Origin of the sequence: Streptococcus pluranimalium (genome assembly GCF_002953735.1) — a bacterium.
GTDB lineage: Bacteria > Bacillota > Bacilli > Lactobacillales > Streptococcaceae > Streptococcus > Streptococcus pluranimalium.
Genome location: NZ_CP025536.1, coordinates 1,179,611 through 1,196,565 on the forward strand (window position 1 = coordinate 1,179,611; position 16,955 = coordinate 1,196,565).

Annotated in this window: 16 protein-coding genes; all 16 read right to left on the bottom strand. The window is 38.7% G+C overall.

Going from position 1 to position 16,955, the window contains the following annotated elements:
* Positions 1–184 precede the first annotated feature (184 nt).
* The 16 genes from C0J00_RS06020 to C0J00_RS06095 all read right to left on the bottom strand — a co-directional run bounded on the left by C0J00_RS06020 (position 185) and on the right by C0J00_RS06095 (position 16,946).
* A complete protein-coding gene (locus C0J00_RS06020) occupies positions 185–781 on the bottom strand; it encodes a hypothetical protein (protein ID WP_104968025.1) in 597 nt (198 codons plus the stop codon).
* Between the two features lie 51 nt (positions 782–832).
* Positions 833–1,345, bottom strand: a complete 513-nt coding sequence (locus tag C0J00_RS06025) for a hypothetical protein (RefSeq protein WP_104968026.1) — start codon at positions 1,343–1,345, stop codon at positions 833–835.
* Positions 1,346–1,354: 9 nt separating this feature from the next.
* The gene (locus C0J00_RS06030; protein WP_104968027.1) at positions 1,355–1,876 is read right to left on the bottom strand and encodes a hypothetical protein; all 522 of its coding nucleotides are present in this window, start codon (positions 1,874–1,876) and stop codon (positions 1,355–1,357) included.
* A gap of 14 nt (positions 1,877–1,890) precedes the next feature.
* Positions 1,891–4,728 (bottom strand): GbpC/Spa domain-containing protein, encoded by a 2,838-nt coding sequence (locus C0J00_RS06035; RefSeq protein WP_158667318.1) that lies wholly within the window; start codon positions 4,726–4,728, stop codon positions 1,891–1,893.
* A 179-nt stretch (positions 4,729–4,907) separates the two neighbouring features.
* Entirely contained in the window at positions 4,908–8,087 is a 3,180-nt protein-coding gene (gene carB / locus C0J00_RS06040) for a carbamoyl-phosphate synthase large subunit (RefSeq protein ID WP_104968029.1), read from the bottom strand.
* Positions 8,088–8,422: 335 nt separating this feature from the next.
* Complete coding sequence (locus C0J00_RS06045; RefSeq protein ID WP_104968030.1) at positions 8,423–9,508, bottom strand: carbamoyl phosphate synthase small subunit; 1,086 nt, start codon at positions 9,506–9,508, stop codon at positions 8,423–8,425.
* Positions 9,509–9,543: 35 nt separating this feature from the next.
* The gene (locus tag C0J00_RS06050) at positions 9,544–10,461 is read right to left on the bottom strand and encodes an aspartate carbamoyltransferase catalytic subunit (protein WP_104968031.1); all 918 of its coding nucleotides are present in this window, start codon (positions 10,459–10,461) and stop codon (positions 9,544–9,546) included.
* A 175-nt stretch (positions 10,462–10,636) separates the two neighbouring features.
* Positions 10,637–11,158, bottom strand: coding sequence for a bifunctional pyr operon transcriptional regulator/uracil phosphoribosyltransferase PyrR (gene pyrR, locus C0J00_RS06055; protein ID WP_104968851.1), 522 nt, complete (start codon positions 11,156–11,158; stop codon positions 10,637–10,639).
* Positions 11,159–11,341: 183 nt separating this feature from the next.
* Positions 11,342–12,238, bottom strand: coding sequence for an RluA family pseudouridine synthase (locus C0J00_RS06060; protein WP_104968032.1), 897 nt, complete (start codon positions 12,236–12,238; stop codon positions 11,342–11,344).
* Positions 12,222–12,683, bottom strand: coding sequence for a signal peptidase II (lspA, locus tag C0J00_RS06065; RefSeq protein WP_104968033.1), 462 nt, complete (start codon positions 12,681–12,683; stop codon positions 12,222–12,224). Before lspA ends, C0J00_RS06060 begins: the two co-directional genes overlap by 17 nt.
* 8 nt (positions 12,684–12,691) lie before the next feature.
* Complete coding sequence (locus C0J00_RS06070) at positions 12,692–13,597, bottom strand: LysR family transcriptional regulator (RefSeq protein WP_104968034.1); 906 nt, start codon at positions 13,595–13,597, stop codon at positions 12,692–12,694.
* A gap of 155 nt (positions 13,598–13,752) precedes the next feature.
* Entirely contained in the window at positions 13,753–14,337 is a 585-nt protein-coding gene (locus C0J00_RS06075; protein ID WP_104968035.1) for an MptD family putative ECF transporter S component, read from the bottom strand.
* Between the two features lie 181 nt (positions 14,338–14,518).
* Positions 14,519–15,373, bottom strand: a complete 855-nt coding sequence (locus tag C0J00_RS06080) for a GNAT family N-acetyltransferase (protein ID WP_104968036.1) — start codon at positions 15,371–15,373, stop codon at positions 14,519–14,521.
* 4 nt (positions 15,374–15,377) lie between these two features.
* On the bottom strand, positions 15,378–15,785 hold the full coding sequence (locus C0J00_RS06085) for a GNAT family N-acetyltransferase (RefSeq protein WP_104968037.1): 408 nt from the start codon (positions 15,783–15,785) through the stop codon (positions 15,378–15,380).
* A gap of 36 nt (positions 15,786–15,821) precedes the next feature.
* Complete coding sequence (locus C0J00_RS06090) at positions 15,822–16,544, bottom strand: SDR family NAD(P)-dependent oxidoreductase (protein WP_104968038.1); 723 nt, start codon at positions 16,542–16,544, stop codon at positions 15,822–15,824.
* A 9-nt stretch (positions 16,545–16,553) separates the two neighbouring features.
* Positions 16,554–16,946 carry a PaaI family thioesterase gene (locus tag C0J00_RS06095; protein WP_104968039.1) on the bottom strand — a complete coding sequence of 131 codons (393 nt, stop codon included), beginning with the start codon at positions 16,944–16,946 and terminating at the stop codon, positions 16,554–16,556.
* Positions 16,947–16,955: the final 9 nt, after the last annotated feature.

Genomic DNA, 16,955 nt, shown 5'->3' on the forward strand with positions numbered 1-16,955 from the left:
AAAAGAGCAGAAAATTCTGCTCTTTGATAGGAAAATAACAGTGAATTAAGACAAAATAGCCTTCTTTTAGGATTTTTATTTGGGATTTGAACTAATCGTTTTAAAATCGAAAATCATATAACCATTGAAGATAGATAATAGGTTTATCAACATTTTCAATTCATCTACCCTTTAAACTATATATTTAATAGCGTAATAATTCTGTAGAATCAATCTTCTCTATCTTATCAAATTGACCTTGATAAATCATATTGAATAACCACTGTAGATTAACTTTAGGTCTTTCTTGATACTGAATAATAGGGCTCATTACTTGGTTTATCAAATCATCAGACTCTTTTTTTGTTTTAACTGATGTATTGTCTTTCCATGTTTCAGTTTTTTTGTCCCACTTGGCTGTATCACGCGAAAATACAAAATTACCTGTCCGAGATGAATAAGAGTATTCATTTGAATTTGAATTAACATTATCCAATGAATATCTTAATGTTATAATTCTCTTGTCCTCGAACTCGTAGTCATATTTTACAACGTAGCCAGCGTTTTTTATTAAAATGTTATTTCCATCTAGATTAACACGTAGTCCTTTATCCTCCGGTATCCGAATATTACCCAAATACTTGATAGTCATGACCAATTCTGGGTTAGTCCCTTTCGCATGAGGCATGCGATGAGCATAATAAACAGAGTGAATAGCTATATTAAACCAGATATAAATAGCTAGAATCAACGAGCATAGCGGTAAAACAATTGTTGAAATGGTCAGAACTTTTGATTTCATGATTGATGCCGCTCCTTCAATACCTATCTCATTTTCAATAATCAGTACAAACTAGTTGAACCTTTTCTCATACCGCCAGTTAAAGAGCCACTGTAAATTGACTTTCGGTTTAGGCTGACGCTCAATAAAAGGTTCCAAAAATGAATCAATATCTCTCCAAACCGCATCCACATTGACAGATTGAAATTCTTTTTCACTAGGTTCAGTAAAAGTACCATTTTCAGTTCCAACTCCAGTAAATTTATGAGTATCTGATGAAAAATTATATCTGTTCCCATCAAAACTTCTATATTTAATTGATCCAGAAAATCTCTGTAAATACTCTTTATCAGAATAAATAATAGGTGATTCATACGTATCATAAGAGTAACCGATATCTTTTGGCTTTTCTAAAAAATCAAGTTCCTCTAAAACAAGAAAGGGAAGTGGATGTTTATCTTTGGCATGAGGCATCCGTTGGGCATAATAAACCGTGTACTTAGCGAGATTCTCTTCCACAAAAATATTCCCAATCGTGTACAGGGATGTCAGTACAAGCAAAATAATAAATAATATCTTTTTCATTTACGTTTTCTAATGTTCCCGAAAAATAAAGTCATATAACCATTGAAGATTGATAAACGGTTTAGTAACCCGTTTTAAGAGTGGTTTAATTAATTCATTGAGTTCCTTGCGAATTTTTGCTTCTTCCTTAGAAGTGAGTTGATAAGAACGATATGGGCCGTCATCAATAGATACATCACTTTCTATCATTGACATACTTTCATCAAAATAATATTTAAACTCTTTATTTTTTTCTTCTTTTAAATAATAATATCCTAACGATTCTTGACCAAAGCTACGTCCAATCACATTAGTAGTAATATTATAGCTAATAGATTTTGAGCCATCAGTTTGCAAAAAATAATTACCAAAATGTTCGTATTTTGTGTCATACATAACATCATCCAAATGGTCTACAATAATACCTGGCACCTCATCTTGACTGGTATACTTGGAATGAATCGCATAATAAGTTGAATTCAGCCAAAAATTAAAGATAATCATCCCAAGCAAAACGAATAAACTAATCAATAAAATACGTCTTTTTTTCATCTTCAACCTCCAAATTAACGCTTCCTTTTTCTACCCTTAAATACTTTTTTAACAAACCTAGTAATGGGACGAATATAAGGTTTTACTGCCCTAATAACTGGTCTAATATAAGGTTTTACTGCTCTAATAACTGGTCTAATATAAGGTTTTACTGCTCTAATGGCTGGCTTGACATAACGCTTCACCGTCTTAATAGCTGGTTTCAAACGATATGTTATCGGCTTAAGAACTGGTTTCACATAACGTTTTATCGCCTTAATCTTAACAGCCGGTTTCAAATGACGTTTTATCGGTTTAGGAGCTGGTTTCATATAACGTTTTACCACCTTAACAGCTGGTTTCAAACGATGTGTTATTTGTTTCACCTTAGTATTTTTTATTTGTTTAGCCTTACTTGGAATAGATTTAACAAAAGCTACAACCTTTGAACCAAATTTTTTTAGCAAAGATACAGCCACTATAGCCCCCAATCCAAGACTAAAACGAGCAGCTATTTGGGCCTGTTTTTCCTTTTTCTTATTAGAATCAAATTGTTTTTGATAGGTATATGCTCTATTATACTTCTTTCCATATAAATTGATAAAATTAGTAACCAAATCAGGCGATTGACTATTGGTTCTTTTTTTCAAAATATAAGCATCATTATCCGCATTTCTGTCAATTTGATCTATATTGGTATAAAAATCACCTACTAATGAATTCAACCAAAAAAATGATTCCGGAACTTGTCGTCCAAAACTAGTATCGGACATTGCTGTTTTTATCAATTCCTTCCACCATACACTTTTATAAGAGGTTGCAATAGGCATCATCATATGCGATAAATCCACCTTATAATAATTTTTGTGACTACTGTTTACTACTCTGGAGGCTTTATCATAATATTTACTTTTTTTATAATCAATAAGATTAAAATCATTAACGAGTTTCTGATCCTTTGATTGATCATAATTTATTCCAGCAATAGCATTAGCCACGGCATGATTAATCTTATCATGATTATTTTTTCCGTACTTTTTAATAGCCATTTTTTGAACATCTTTAAGGTACGAAACTAAAGCTCTAACTTCATCTCTAGAAATATTATAATCTTTAAGTTTCTTATCATATACCCCAATATTTCTTCTAAACCAATCAATCTGCTCCGAACTCAGCTGGTCAATATAATAGCTATTTGTTTTCTTAATAGATGTCTTCTTGTTAACAGGATTAAGTTTGGGTGGTAGAGAAACTATGTTAGAAGAAAAACTCTTAAGATAGTTTAACGTAGCTGGTGTTGAAAACACTGTGTTCGATGTATAGTATACCGGTATCGGTTTAGGTTTGTAAGTTACCTTATTGACTTTAACTGTCGCTACTGACGGTTTAGGGCTTACCTTAGCCCTATTTGGACTAGAGGTTGCTCGTTTAGTTGGTTTTGACGGTCTTACTACTTGTGATAGTTTGGGAATAATAACTTTAACTTGATGGTAAAAAACAATCGGTCTTAATGGTGCTACCGGCTTGGCAACAACTTTGGGAGCTAGTGGTTTCATCACGACTTTGGGAGCAACAGGAGCCTTTGGTGGGGTTAACAATCCACCACTAACTTTGACATCCGAGTTAAAGGCAAACCAGATAGCTGAACCTTTTGAATTGCCAAAATGAAAGCGAATACGTTCTGTTGATTTTCCTACAATAGCTCCAATATAGGCATTAGGATTGTCCTTATCATCCCATTCTCCAACAACATCAATTTGCTTAGTGTTTGTGAAATTAGCTGCCCTACCATTTTGCACGCTTATCGTTGAGCCATTGATCGGGAGGAATTGTCCATTATAATCACCAACATACTCCCCTTCGCCATTTAAGGAATTTAAACTAGCAAAACTCGTCAAGGCATAGTTTTCTGGAGTTGGAAGCAGTTCTTTGCCATTAGCATCAAAGAATTGTACCGTCATTTCCATATCAAAAGCAGATGATGTTTTAGCATCTTTATGATAGACATGGGTAAAAGAAGTGACTGTTGGATCACTCAGAGCTTGAAAAATAACTTGTCCGGAATAATGAGAGGTTGACACCAAGCGATACGTATATCTGACTGTTTTAATCGTATGACCTGAAAAGCTTGAGTGCTGCAAATCAGAATAATCAACGACGACAGTATCTCCAACTGCCATTAAAACACTGTTGTTTTTATGACGGCTAGTCACCGTGACTAATTTCGGACTTCCTAAAATTGTCCCTGGGTCAATCCAACCGACGTGATTCTTAATCGCCTTACTTAATTGCTCATCAGAAAGCACCTTACCAGTGATTGTTTGGACGGCATCTGGTTCTAATCTAAAAATAAGATTTTGTGCTAACACTTCTGGTAAGTAACCTGTCTTTGTCGTATGACCTTGTGCTTCTGCATAAGCCATATCATAACTAGCCGCTTCAAGATTGTAAGCTTTCATCTGTTGGTCATAAATGGCTTTTTCTTTTTGATAAGCTTGGTAAGTTGCTAGCTCTTTCTGATACTGAGACTGTTTAGCCAGGTAATCCTTATAATTTTGGTCGTTTTTCAGATACTGAGCTTTTTCAGTTTGGTATTGTTTCGTAACGGCATCGACGGTAGTCACTTGCGCTTGGTAATCCTGAGCCTTTTCACTGGCACTTGCTACTACTTCTGTCGGTGCTTCAACAACAAGGACACCTTCCGTTTGTGCTCTTGTTAAACGACTATTCAAGCTAGCATCACCACTAGTCGTAATCGGTTGACTAGAACCAATGCTACCACTAGTGGATTCAGGAGGAATTGCCGGACTAGCAACCGTTGATGATGCTGGACTAGCTGTTGTATCGGCTTGAGCCTGTACTTGAGAGGACATAAAAAAAGCGGAGCTGAAAAGGACTCCACTCACGATACGCAGTTTTTGATTTCTTTGTTCCATCCGGATTTCCTATATTTTTTTTCAATAATATTGATAATACCATGGATGTCATTTTATTGCAATCTAATATTAATTTTCTAATTTTTGTTATTTTTAGTAAAAATTAGAACTAATGCCTAAATCGCCTCTGTTCTAAATCCTCGGCTTTCAAGAACTTTCAGCATGGCATCTGCAGTGTCAAGGGCAGTAAATAGGGGAACACCTTGTTCAATAGCAGAGCTTCGGATAATCTGTCCATCCTTGTCTGTTGTGCGTTTCGTACCTACAGTGTTGATGATGGCTTGAACTTTTCCAGCGCGAACTAGGGCTGGAATATCTTGATCTTGGTTCTCACCGATTTTATTGACCAGGCGAGCATCAATACCATGTTTACTCAAGTAATCAGCCGTTCCTTGTGTTGCGAAAATACTGTACCCAATAGCCGCAAAACGTTTAGCCAATCCAAGAGCTTCTTCCTTACTATCGTCAGCAATGGTGAAGACGATATTACCGTATTCTGGCAGATGGAAATAAGACGCTTCAAAAGCCTTATAAAGAGCCTTCTCGAGGGTCACATCTGAACCCATCACTTCACCAGTTGACTTCATCTCAGGTCCCAAGAGGCTATCAACTTTAGCTAATTTGCTAAAGGAGAAAACTGGCGCTTTAACATGAACTTGTGATGATTCTGGATAGAGACCGTCCTCATATCCTAAGTCAGCCAAAGTTTCCCCTAAAATGAGACGAGTCGCCACTTGTGCCATTGGGATATTAGTGATTTTTGAAAGGAAAGGAACCGTACGGCTGGCACGAGGATTAACCTCAATAACATAAACTGTTTCATCCTTTATTACAAACTGGATGTTCATCATTCCGATACAGTTGAGGCCGATAGCCAAGCGTTTGGTGTAGTCTGCGATAGTCTCTTGAACAACTTTAGACAGTTTCTGTGGTGGGTAAACTGCCATAGAATCCCCTGAGTGAACCCCTGCTCTCTCAATATGTTCCATAATCCCTGGAATGAGGACATTTGTGCCATCTGAGATAGCATCCACTTCACACTCCTGACCAACGATATAGGAGTCCACAAGTACAGGGTGCTCTGGACTAGCTTTAACCGCTGTTCTCATGTAAGAACGTAAGTCTTCTTCATTCTCCACAATTTCCATAGCACGACCACCCAAGACATAGGACGGACGAACAAGGACAGGGAAACCGACTTTACGTGCAGCATCAACCGCTTCTTCCTCATTGGTTGCAGTATGCCCTGGCGGTTGTGGTATGTCTAATCCTTTGAGAGCTTTTTCAAAGAGGTCACGATCTTCAGCACGATCCAAATCCTCAACCTGAGTTCCTAAAATGGTAACACCGGCCTCTGACAAGCGCTCAGCCAAGTTAATAGCCGTCTGACCGCCGAACTGAACCACTACTCCCTTAGGTGCTTCCAAATCAATAACATTCATGACATCTTCAAATGTCAATGGTTCAAAGTAGAGCTTGTCCGAAACAGAGAAATCCGTCGAAACCGTTTCAGGGTTAGAATTCATGATAATAGCTTCGTAGCCAGCAGCCTGAATCGCTTTAACAGAGTGAACAGTCGCGTAATCAAACTCGACCCCTTGCCCGATACGAATTGGGCCAGAACCAAGAACTAAGACTGATTCTTTCTCTGTACGAATGGATTCATTCTCAAAAGCATAAGTTGAATAGAAATAAGGTGTCGTTGACTCAAACTCTGCAGCACAGGTATCCACCATCTTGTAAACTGGTAGAATGTTGTTGGCTAAGCGAACTTCACGAATCTCGTCATCCTGCATGCCCCAGAGTTCTGCAATTTTACGGTCGGTAAAACCATGACGCTTGGCTTCTTTCAAAAGACTGAGATCGCCGACTTTTAGGGCTAATGCTTGTTCCAATTCATAAATATGAAGTAATTTATCCAAGAAGAAGATATCAATCTTGGTCAAATCAGCAATTTCTTCAATGGAAATACCACGGCGGATGGCTTCTGATATGTAGAAGAGACGATCATCTTGGGCTTTCACAATTTTCTCAAAAAGCTGGTCATCACTAGCTTCAAATAATTCTGGCATCTCATTATGATAGACACCAATTTCCAAAGAACGACAAGCTTTTAAGAGAGACTCTTCAATGTTACGACCGATAGCCATCACTTCTCCAGTCGCCTTCATTTGCGTTCCTAAACGGCGCTCACCATGTTCAAATTTATCAAATGGAAAACGTGGAATTTTAGCCACCACATAGTCCAAGGCTGGCTCAAACATGGCATAGGTTGAACCAGTGACAGGGTTAATCATTTCATCCAAGGTCAAACCAACAGCGATTTTGGCCGCTAATTTGGCAATAGGATAACCTGTTGCCTTGGAAGCCAGGGCTGAAGAACGTGATACACGAGGATTAACTTCGATAACATAATATTTAAAACTGTGAGGATCCAGAGCAAGCTGAACGTTACAACCTCCCTCAATTTTAAGGGCACGAATAATTTTCAAACTGGCATCACGCAGCATTTGGTTCTCAACATCCGAAAGTGTTTGTGTCGGTGCAAATACAATAGAATCCCCTGTATGAATTCCAACTGGGTCAAAGTTTTCCATGTTACACACAACCAAGGCATTGTCAGCAGCGTCACGCATAACTTCGTACTCAATCTCTTTAAAGCCAGAGATTGAACGCTCAATCAAACATTGCGTTACCGGAGACAACTTGAGACCATTTTTGGCAATGGCCCGCAGCTCATTGTCATTAGAACAAATACCACCACCAGTACCACCGAGAGTAAAGGCAGGACGGACAATAACTGGGTAACCGATAGCTTCAGCAAATTCAAGAGCTTCTTCCACTGTTTCAACTATTTCAGATTCAGGGATAGGCTGTTCCAATTCCTCCATGAGTTGTTTGAACAAATCACGGTCTTCAGCTTGGTCGATCGCTGATAATTTTGTTCCTAAAAGTTCAACTCCAAGCTCTTCTAAAATTCCCGCTTTTGATAAGGACATGGCCATGTTGAGACCAGTCTGACCACCGAGAGTTGGTAGAAGAGCATCTGGGCGTTCCTTGCGAAGAATACGTGAAACAAATTCAAGCGTCAATGGTTCAATATAAACCTTATCCGCGATTTCTTTGTCAGTCATAATGGTCGCAGGGTTAGAGTTAACCAAGACAACACTATAGCCCTCTTCTTTCAAAGCAAGACAAGCCTGTGTTCCGGCATAGTCAAACTCCGCAGCCTGTCCGATAATAATGGGACCAGACCCAATCACCATAATTTTCTTAATATCAGTACGTTTTGGCATAATTCATGATACAAAGGGACATTTCGCTTGCGAAAATTTTCGTAGAAAAATAGGAGTGAAAGTGTCCAGTGGACACTTTCAGCTCTATCACCTAAAAATCATAAACGATAGGCACCTCCTCCAAGAATCTATCCCCAGACTCTTGGACTTCCCTAGAAAATTAGTCCCGTGTTCAAATCAGCAAATCAACTAACCTGAACCTGTATCCTCCCCTTTCTTTCATTTGTTACCTCACTGGATAACTTTAAATAATTCTCTAGCTCACTGTATAGGATTAAATGGATACTCCGACATGAGAAAATGATTATCCTATGACCTCATTTTCCTTAAGAGTCTTAACGACCCTGTTCCGCCTGATAGGCATCAATCATCTCTAAGAAATCATCAAAGAGATAATCAGCATCGTGTGGACCAGGTGCTGCATCAGGGTGAAATTGAACGGAGAAGGCCGGAAAATCACGGTGACGGACACCTTCAATAGACTTGTCATTAATCTCTTCATGAGTAATCATAAGGCAATCCGGTAAACTGTCACGCTTAACCGCATACCCATGGTTTTGACTCGTAAAATCAACACGACCCGAAGCAATTTCACGAACAGCATGGTTAAAACCACGATGTCCAAAGGTCATTTTATAGGTCTCAGCCCCATTAGCCAAGGCAAAGAGCTGGTGACCCATACAAATCCCAAAAATTGGAATTTTCCCTTGAATACCTCTAATCATGTCCAAGGCATGAGGCACATCTGTCGGATCTCCTGGTCCATTAGATAACATCACGCCATCTGGATTAAGACTCAAAATCTCTTCAGCTGTTGTATCGTGTGGCACGACTGTCACGTTAGCATTTCGTTTTGAAAATTCGCGTAAAATCGAGTGCTTAAGACCAAAGTCAACCAGAACAATACTTTTACCAACACCTGGTGCTGGATAAGCTGTCTTAGTAGAAACTTGTTCGATATTATTAGTCGGTAGAACCGTTGCTCGCAATTGGTCCTTCAAGTGGTCAACACTATCCCCATCATCTGCCATAGTTGCTTTCATGGTTCCATGTTGACGGATAATTTTGGTTAATGCCCTAGTATCAATGCCAGAAATGCCAGGAATATTCTTAGCTTTCAAAAATTCATCCAAGGACAATTGAGTGCGCCAGTTACTAGCACGACGAGCATGTTCAGATATGACAACCCCTTTACAAGTCGGGCTAATCGATTCGTAATCATCACGATTAATACCGTAATTTCCTACTAAAGGATAAGTAAACGTTAAAATCTGACCATTATAGGATTGGTCGGTAATAGATTCCTGATAACCAGTCATCCCAGTATTGAAGACAATTTCACCAGTCACATCAATATCGGCACCAAAGGCTTCACCTTCAAAAATGGTACCATCTTCTAAAATTAAAAGTCGTTTTCCCATATCTTTTCCTTTCGTCAAGTCCTCTCAGGAACTTGTTAACGTTTTTTCTGACGTCCGTTAAGAACTGCTTCTAAAATAGCCATCCGTACAAATACACCGTTAGACATCTGTTTAACAATGCGCGATTTTTCAGCTTCGACCAGAGCGTCAGCGATTTCCACATCACGATTGACTGGAGCAGGGTGCATGATAATAGCTGATGACTTCAACTTTTGATAACGGTCTTGGGTCAACCCAAAAAGCTGATGATAGGATTCTTTTGAAAAAGATGTCTGTCCATCATGACGCTCATGCTGAACCCTTAAGAGCATAAGCACATCTAAATCAGGCAAGATAGCATCGAGTTCCACATGTTGACCATAATCCTCGAACTCTTCAGAATACCACTCTTTAGGTCCAGCAAAGTACACTTGAGCACCTAGTCGTGTTAGCATCTGCATATTTGACTTAGCGACTCGTGAGTGAGTGATATCTCCTGCAATACATATCTTAAGCCCTTGGAAATAGCCAAATTCTTCGTAAATGGTCATCAAATCCAATAAACACTGACTAGGATGTTGTCCTGAACCGTCTCCACCATTAATAATTGCAACTGATAGCGATGGACTTTCTATCATCTCTTTATAGTAATCGACTGCTGGATGACGAATCACACAGACATCAACGCCCAAGGCATCCATGGTTAATATCGTATCGTAAAGGGTTTCCCCTTTTGTAACAGAACTACTGTCAGCATGGAAATCTATCACATCCATACCAAGCTTCTTCTCAGCCACTTCAAACGATTTATGAGTTCGTGTCGAATTTTCAAAAAAAAGATTTGCCACAAAGGTCTGACTATCCAAAGAAAATGTTGCCTGATCATTTTTAAATAGCAACCCTCTTTCCAACAAAGCCATCACTTGTTCTGTAGACAAATCTTCAATACTTACCAAATGTTGTAAACTCAGCATTTTCTCACCCTATTAATTCTTTTATTCTGTTCATGACAAGATGTCATTAACCAACTTCAAAACCTACTATTATAGAACATAGAAAATCAAAAATAAGCGATACTGATTAACAGGATTAATACTTGAGTATTACGATAAAGTCTAACAGAAAGCTTCTTTTGATTTCTAGTGATTGTTAGCTTGGATCTACAATGCTAACACTATCACGTCCATCGACTTCTGTGACTTCAACAACAATTTCTTCAATACTTGATGTTGGGATGTTTTTACCAACATAATCCGCACGAATCGGCAATTCACGGTGACCACGGTCAATCAGCACTGCTAGGCTAACACGCGCTGGACGCCCAAGGCTAACGAGGTTATCAATAGCTGCACGAATAGTACGACCTGTATAAAGGACATCATCTACCAAGATAACATCTTTATCAGTGATATCAACTGGCATTTCTGTAGTATCTTCTTCGACTTTCATGTCATCACGGAAAGGTTTGATGTCAAGTTGACCAAGAGGGATTTCCAAACCTTCAAGTTGTTGCAATCGTTCTTGAATGCGACGTGCCAAATACACTCCACGTGTCTTGATCCCTGCTAATACGATATTATCAAGATTTTTATTACGCTCAATAATTTCATAAGTAATACGGGTTACCGCACGTTTCATGGTCACTTCATCAATAATTTCCTTGGCTTTCATAATAAACATCCAACCTTTCTAATCTAAAAAAATCTCCTTGTTTCCAAGGAGATACAACAAATAGCATACAGTTAGCCTGTACGTTTTCCGGTCTCCTTGCCTGCCTCACGGGACAGGGTTAAAGGATTATTTAGTTAATTTATTCTAGCAAAAAGACTTTTGGAACGCAAGTTAAAATAAGAATTATTTAACTATTTGGCGACATTTTGCTAACGTTTTTTGAAAAATCTCTGGCAAGTCAGCTTCAAAGGTCATCAATTCACCAGTTTTAGGATGGGTAAATCCGAGTGTTCTGGCATGGAGAAATTGACCATTACCTGCTAATGTCTTACGAGGTCCATAAGTTGCATCACCAGCAATTGGATGACCGATGTAAGCCATGTGCACACGGATTTGGTGAGTACGTCCTGTTTCCAATTGCAACTCAACTAGAGTATAATCACCAAAACGTTCCAAGACATGGAAGCGTGTCAAGGCTGGTTTGCCTTTTTCTGTTACGGCTTGTTTCTTACGATCTTTATCTGAACGACCAATCGGTGCTTCAATCACACCACGATCATTTGGTAGATTGCCATGAACGAGAGCCACATACTGGCGAAGTGATTTCTTGGCTTTCAGTTCCTCAGCCAAGGCTTGATGCGCTTGATCATTTTTAGCAATCATTAGGAGCCCAGAGGTATCTTTATCAATACGATGCACGATCCCTGGACGAATCACGCCATTAATAGAAGACAAATCCTTAATATGATACATGAGGGCATTAACCAAGGTTCCGGAAGAATGGCCCGCAGAAGGATGAACTACCATTCCTTGTGGTTTGTTCACGACTGCCACATCTTCATCTTGATAGATAATATCTAAGGGAATATCTTCAGCTTTATATTCTAAGACTTCCTCTTCAGGAATCTCATAGCTGATGACATCACCCATTTTAACAGCATATTTTGCTTTCGCAGGCTTACCATTAACTAAAATAGTACCTGCCTTGATTTCTTCATTGGCTTTTTGACGTGAGAGTTCCGTTAAATCCGCCACTGCCTTATCTAAGCGGACGCCCGCTTCTTTAATGATTACTTCCATCTTCCTCTTTCCATAGGGCAATCATCAAAACGATGACCCCAATTGTTAAATAAGAATCCGCCACATTAAAAATGGCAAAATCCATAAAATCCAAATGCACCATATCAACCACATAACCCAGACGCATACGATCGATAAAGTTACCTAAGCCACCTGCAATGATTAAAAGTAATCCAGTCAGAAACCAAAGAGAACCATGAATCATTTTATGGGCATAATAAATTGCTACGCCAATTACAATACAAGTTACAAGAGCAAAAAACCACTGTTGATCTTGCAAAATGGAAAAAGCTGCCCCTCTATTTTGCAAATACGTCAAACTAAAAATACCTGGTAGAAAGGATTTGACCTCTCCCAAAGGGATGTTGTTAACAATCCAAAGCTTACTGAGCTGGTCTAAAGCTATCAATACCAGCACTAGTCCACTAAAAAGAATTTTCCGCATACAACCTCCTAAGGCTTATATTTGTCAAAATAGCTAGTCATCACTCCAATAAATGCTAGTGCTTGCGGACTTAAGTTAGCATCCTTACGTTTGACATAGACCATCTTGTTGACTAAATTATCTTCTAAAGGAACCACGGTAATCCCATTAACACTTCTGTCATCTAAGAATCCTGAGCCTGTCGCATAGGCATTAGTCCGCTCTAAAATACCATTTAAAGTAGCGCGATCTGTGACATGGTACATCACAGTGCTGTCAGATGTATCAACAAGATTTTCAGAATAATAGAGATATTCATCTCTTTCTTGAGCAAACTTAACCGTTGGCAATCCAACCAAATCAGCCATCTGAAGTGTTTCTTTAGTAGCTAGTTGGTGTGTTTTAGACAGATAGATATGCGTTCTAAACGAAATCAAATCCACCGATTCCAAGCCTAATTTTTCCATTCGCCGGAAAAGACCACTCTCATTTTGGTGATTCATATAGATGATACCAATCTGACTGAATCCCTGAGAAACCTCGTCAAGAATTTGAATCGTTGTTGCTTCAAAAATTCGGAAATCGTTAAGCTCAGGATAAGCCCTAGAAAACTCCGTCATTAAGGGTGGCAAAAAGTCATAGTGTTGACTGGCAATTGAAAACTGGTTATCCTCATCCTCTGGTTGGATAAAATGCTTCTCAAAAGAATCAAAACTTTTAACAACTTCAAGAGATTTTTCGTAAAAAGTCATCCCTTGAGCTGTCAAAACAGTCCCTGTTGTTGTTCTGGTAAAAATTTGAAACCCTAATTCAGTTTCTAAATCTTTAATTGCTACTGATAGACTAGGCTGACTCACATAGAGTTTACTGGCAGCCTCACGAAATGTGCCACTATTAGCAATAGCAACCACATAACGTAATTGTTGGATGTTCACAATAGAACTCCTTTCTTAACCTTACTAGCTTAAAGTTATATCAAGACATTTTTTAAGTGAAAATTCTCTCTAAAGTATGTCCAATGATAACTAAAAACTACCATTACTTCTATTATACAAAAAATCACAGGAAAGACCTGCAATTTAGACTACTTTTAAAACTTCTTTGACGATTTGTTGAATGGGATTCTTTGTCCTAAAATAATACCTAATAAAGCTCCCAGAAGTGTTAGGCCAAAGAAAAATAAGACGACTTTGAGGTCTGGTTCAACCATAACTCTAGTAATATAAGCCATATCTTTCCCTCGTTCTAAAAGCATTTCTTGGTAAGCCTTTGGTGCTAACCACATGAATAAAATAGGACCAGTAGTTGTTAAGGAAAATAAAATAAAGGAAAGTTTGTTTTTGATGTCTTCTTTATAATGACCTGACTTGGCTAGAAGGTCAGCCAGTAGAGCAAATCCCCAGTATGGCAGGATAGTTGCCCAAAAATGACCTGAGAATAAAAAGAAGAGCGATACGATTACTGAAGTTAAAGAAATTAAACCAAAAAAAGATTTTTTTAGCAGATATTGGAAGTAAAGAATCCCCGAAAAGACCGCAGAAAAGGCTGGGGCATAAAACATGTTACCATTTCTGTCAAAGATAAGATTCAATAGAACCCCGATTCCTAGACAGGCAAAATAAAGTAAGGCGGCAATCAAAGTACGCTTGATTGCAAAAAAAGATTGTTTTGACATAAGATTTCCTTTCACCATATCATTTTATCATAGGCAGAAGAGAAAAGATAGGTGACTATCATAGGCAAAGACAATATCCAATACCTATCCTTATTTTCTAGACCTCTATATTTTAAGACTGTTTCTGATTTTATAGGTTTCAAAATTATCACCCAAAAGAAGCTAGCATGGAGTTGATCAGCTATACGAGATAGGTTACTTCCGATTGTGAGACAAATCCTAGCTTCTCATAAAGATTTTTGGCGATGAGATTGTCGCTCTCTACTGCGATTTGAAAAGACTTATGGTCTTTTGCTATACGATCATTGATAATAAAGGATGTCAAATAACGACCAATCCCCTGATTTTGATAGTCCTTTTTAACGGCTAAGCCATAGAGTACCTGATCTCCTGACGATAAATCTACCGTACAAGAAGCCACGACGAAATCCTCTATCAATACAACATAGAGTAAACTATTTGGATCCTCAATAGCTTCTTTAGCATAAGTTCGTGTTACTTCTATAGGTTCATCAAAAACATGTGATTGAAACATTGCAGTAGCATCGATATGCTTATCATCAGCTAAAAGAATCCGTAACTCTTTTTTGTCCGGTAGCTCTATCAGCTGACGTCCTCTAGTCATCCAGAGTTCACTATCGTCAGTTTCTTTGAGATGCCAGGCATTTGCTAGGTCAGGATTGGCGCGTAGAAAATGCCTTTCAATGGAAAATGATGGTTTCCCCAAGTGATAAGGTTCAGTTGCCTCCTGATACGAACGAAAAAGTCTCTTAGCAATTCCTTGTCGTCTGTATGTTGGAGCTACCCAAATCATCAATTCTGGTTCATCTAGTGTATCAGCATAGACTGTCAAAAAACCTCTCAACTCATCTAAATCATAGGCCAAAAAGAAAGCTGGCATGTCCTGATCAACATTTAAGATATTGGTCAAAAAGGGTTCTCGAGTCAAGTGGTCATGCTTTCTGATGCTAGCAATTAACTGACGAACCTGATTTTCTTCTGTTCTTGTTAATCTATTCGTTATGGTTATCTTCATTGTTTTACCTCACTAAAGTGTAAGCCCTACAATCAACGGCTTCAACTATTTTAAAACCTTGGCTTTCATAAAACGCTTTGGTCTTGTCCGTTGTATCCGTCAAAAGATGTATTTGATAAACATTTTTGTATATCTCTAGACAGTTTTTGATTAATTGGCTTCCAATCCCCTGTCTTTGGTAACTTGGTAACACAATAATATCCTGAATAAACATAATAGAAACGCCATCTCCAACCGCCCGTAAAATCCCCACCAACTTACCACTATCATAGGCAGCTTGGACATAGAGGCTTTGTCTCAATGCTTGCTCAAGCATTTGAGGTTGAGAAGTATAATTCGTCCAGCCAACGGCTTCATATAAGGGCAGAACGTCTTCTATTCTTAATGATGCTATCACTTTATAGTTTATCATTATCATCACCCCTTCAACTCTTATTAATTAAACGCTTTAATCATAAAGCTTCAAAGACCAATTCTCATCTTCATGATAAATCATTTTTTTACTCATTCCACCATCAACTGTAATGGTCTGTCCCGTGATAAAACCTGCCTTATCCGAAGCCAAATAAAGGATCATATGAGCAATATCGTCTGGGACACCCACACGACCAACTGGATGCTGGTAGTTGTCTGCATCAGAGTGTACGCTATCACTTGTCTCAATCCAACCAGGCGCGACAGCATTTACCCGTACTTTGCCAGCAAACGACATGGCTAGAGCATGCGTCAGAGACGTAATACCTCCCTTAGCAGCTGAGTAGCTTTCCGTTTGAGCTTGACTTTGGGCATAACGCGATGACGATACATTAATGATACTTGCACCAGAAGCAAAGTGACTAGCAAACAACTGACTCAAATAAAATGGCGCCGTGACACCAACTGTTAGGGCTTTTTGGAAATCCTCAAAGCTTGCTTGATCCAGTCCAACCATGGGCGGTAGCGCATTATTGACTAAAATATCCACCTGATGATGTTTTTTCAAGACATGATCTGCAAAAGCTTCCAAGGTTTCTTTTTGACTAATATCACCGACAAAATGGTCGCCTGGGGCAATATCAATGATTTCTACTGTTGCACCAGCTTTTTTAAAAGCCTCAGCAGTCGCCTGGCCAATGCCATGAGCACCACCAGTAATAAGAACAACTTTGTTTTTAAAGGCTAAATCAGACATCTCTTCTCCTTACTTTTGAATTCCAGCATGTTCACCAGTCACAAACATGGTAAAGGAAGCTTGAGCAACTCTTTCACCTGCTTGGTTAGTAATCGTAACCTCTACAACCTTAGTCTTACGACCATTATGCAAGCAAGTCCCATCAATGGTAAGCAAATCTCCCAAGTGACCACCCTTCATATAATGAATATTAGACTGCATGGTCACAGCCTCACTTCCTAAAGATAAACAAGTCAGACCCGCAACTTGATCACACAAGGTAAACAGATAGCCACCATGAGCATTGCCGTAATAATTAAGAGACTTTTCAACAATCTTCGTTGACACAAGGATATGACCTACTTCTTCCATCAGCAAATCATAATTTTCAAACACACTAATTTCATGTAGTTTATCTAACATCTTATCTCC

Excerpts from the sequence above, each read along its gene's own strand:
- C0J00_RS06035 (WP_158667318.1), bottom strand. The coding sequence starts at position 4,728 with ATGTCCTCTCAAGTACAGGCTCAAGCCGATACAACAGCTAGTCCAGCA.
- pyrR (WP_104968851.1), bottom strand. The coding sequence starts at position 11,158 with ATGAAAGCCAAGGAAATTATTGATGAAGTGACCATGAAACGTGCGGTA.
- C0J00_RS06080 (WP_104968036.1), bottom strand. The coding sequence starts at position 15,373 with ATGAAGATAACCATAACGAATAGATTAACAAGAACAGAAGAAAATCAG.
- C0J00_RS06085 (WP_104968037.1), bottom strand. The coding sequence starts at position 15,785 with ATGATAAACTATAAAGTGATAGCATCATTAAGAATAGAAGACGTTCTG.
- C0J00_RS06045 (WP_104968030.1), bottom strand. The coding sequence starts at position 9,508 with ATGGGAAAACGACTTTTAATTTTAGAAGATGGTACCATTTTTGAAGGT.
- lspA (WP_104968033.1), bottom strand. The coding sequence starts at position 12,683 with ATGCGGAAAATTCTTTTTAGTGGACTAGTGCTGGTATTGATAGCTTTA.
- C0J00_RS06025 (WP_104968026.1), bottom strand. The coding sequence starts at position 1,345 with ATGAAAAAGATATTATTTATTATTTTGCTTGTACTGACATCCCTGTAC.
- C0J00_RS06060 (WP_104968032.1), bottom strand. The coding sequence starts at position 12,238 with ATGGAAGTAATCATTAAAGAAGCGGGCGTCCGCTTAGATAAGGCAGTG.
- C0J00_RS06075 (WP_104968035.1), bottom strand. The coding sequence starts at position 14,337 with ATGTCAAAACAATCTTTTTTTGCAATCAAGCGTACTTTGATTGCCGCC.
- C0J00_RS06020 (WP_104968025.1), bottom strand. The coding sequence starts at position 781 with ATGAAATCAAAAGTTCTGACCATTTCAACAATTGTTTTACCGCTATGC.
- C0J00_RS06030 (WP_104968027.1), bottom strand. The coding sequence starts at position 1,876 with ATGAAAAAAAGACGTATTTTATTGATTAGTTTATTCGTTTTGCTTGGG.
- C0J00_RS06095 (WP_104968039.1), bottom strand. The coding sequence starts at position 16,946 with ATGTTAGATAAACTACATGAAATTAGTGTGTTTGAAAATTATGATTTG.
- C0J00_RS06050 (WP_104968031.1), bottom strand. The coding sequence starts at position 10,461 with ATGCTGAGTTTACAACATTTGGTAAGTATTGAAGATTTGTCTACAGAA.
- C0J00_RS06090 (WP_104968038.1), bottom strand. The coding sequence starts at position 16,544 with ATGTCTGATTTAGCCTTTAAAAACAAAGTTGTTCTTATTACTGGTGGT.
- carB (WP_104968029.1), bottom strand. The coding sequence starts at position 8,087 with ATGCCAAAACGTACTGATATTAAGAAAATTATGGTGATTGGGTCTGGT.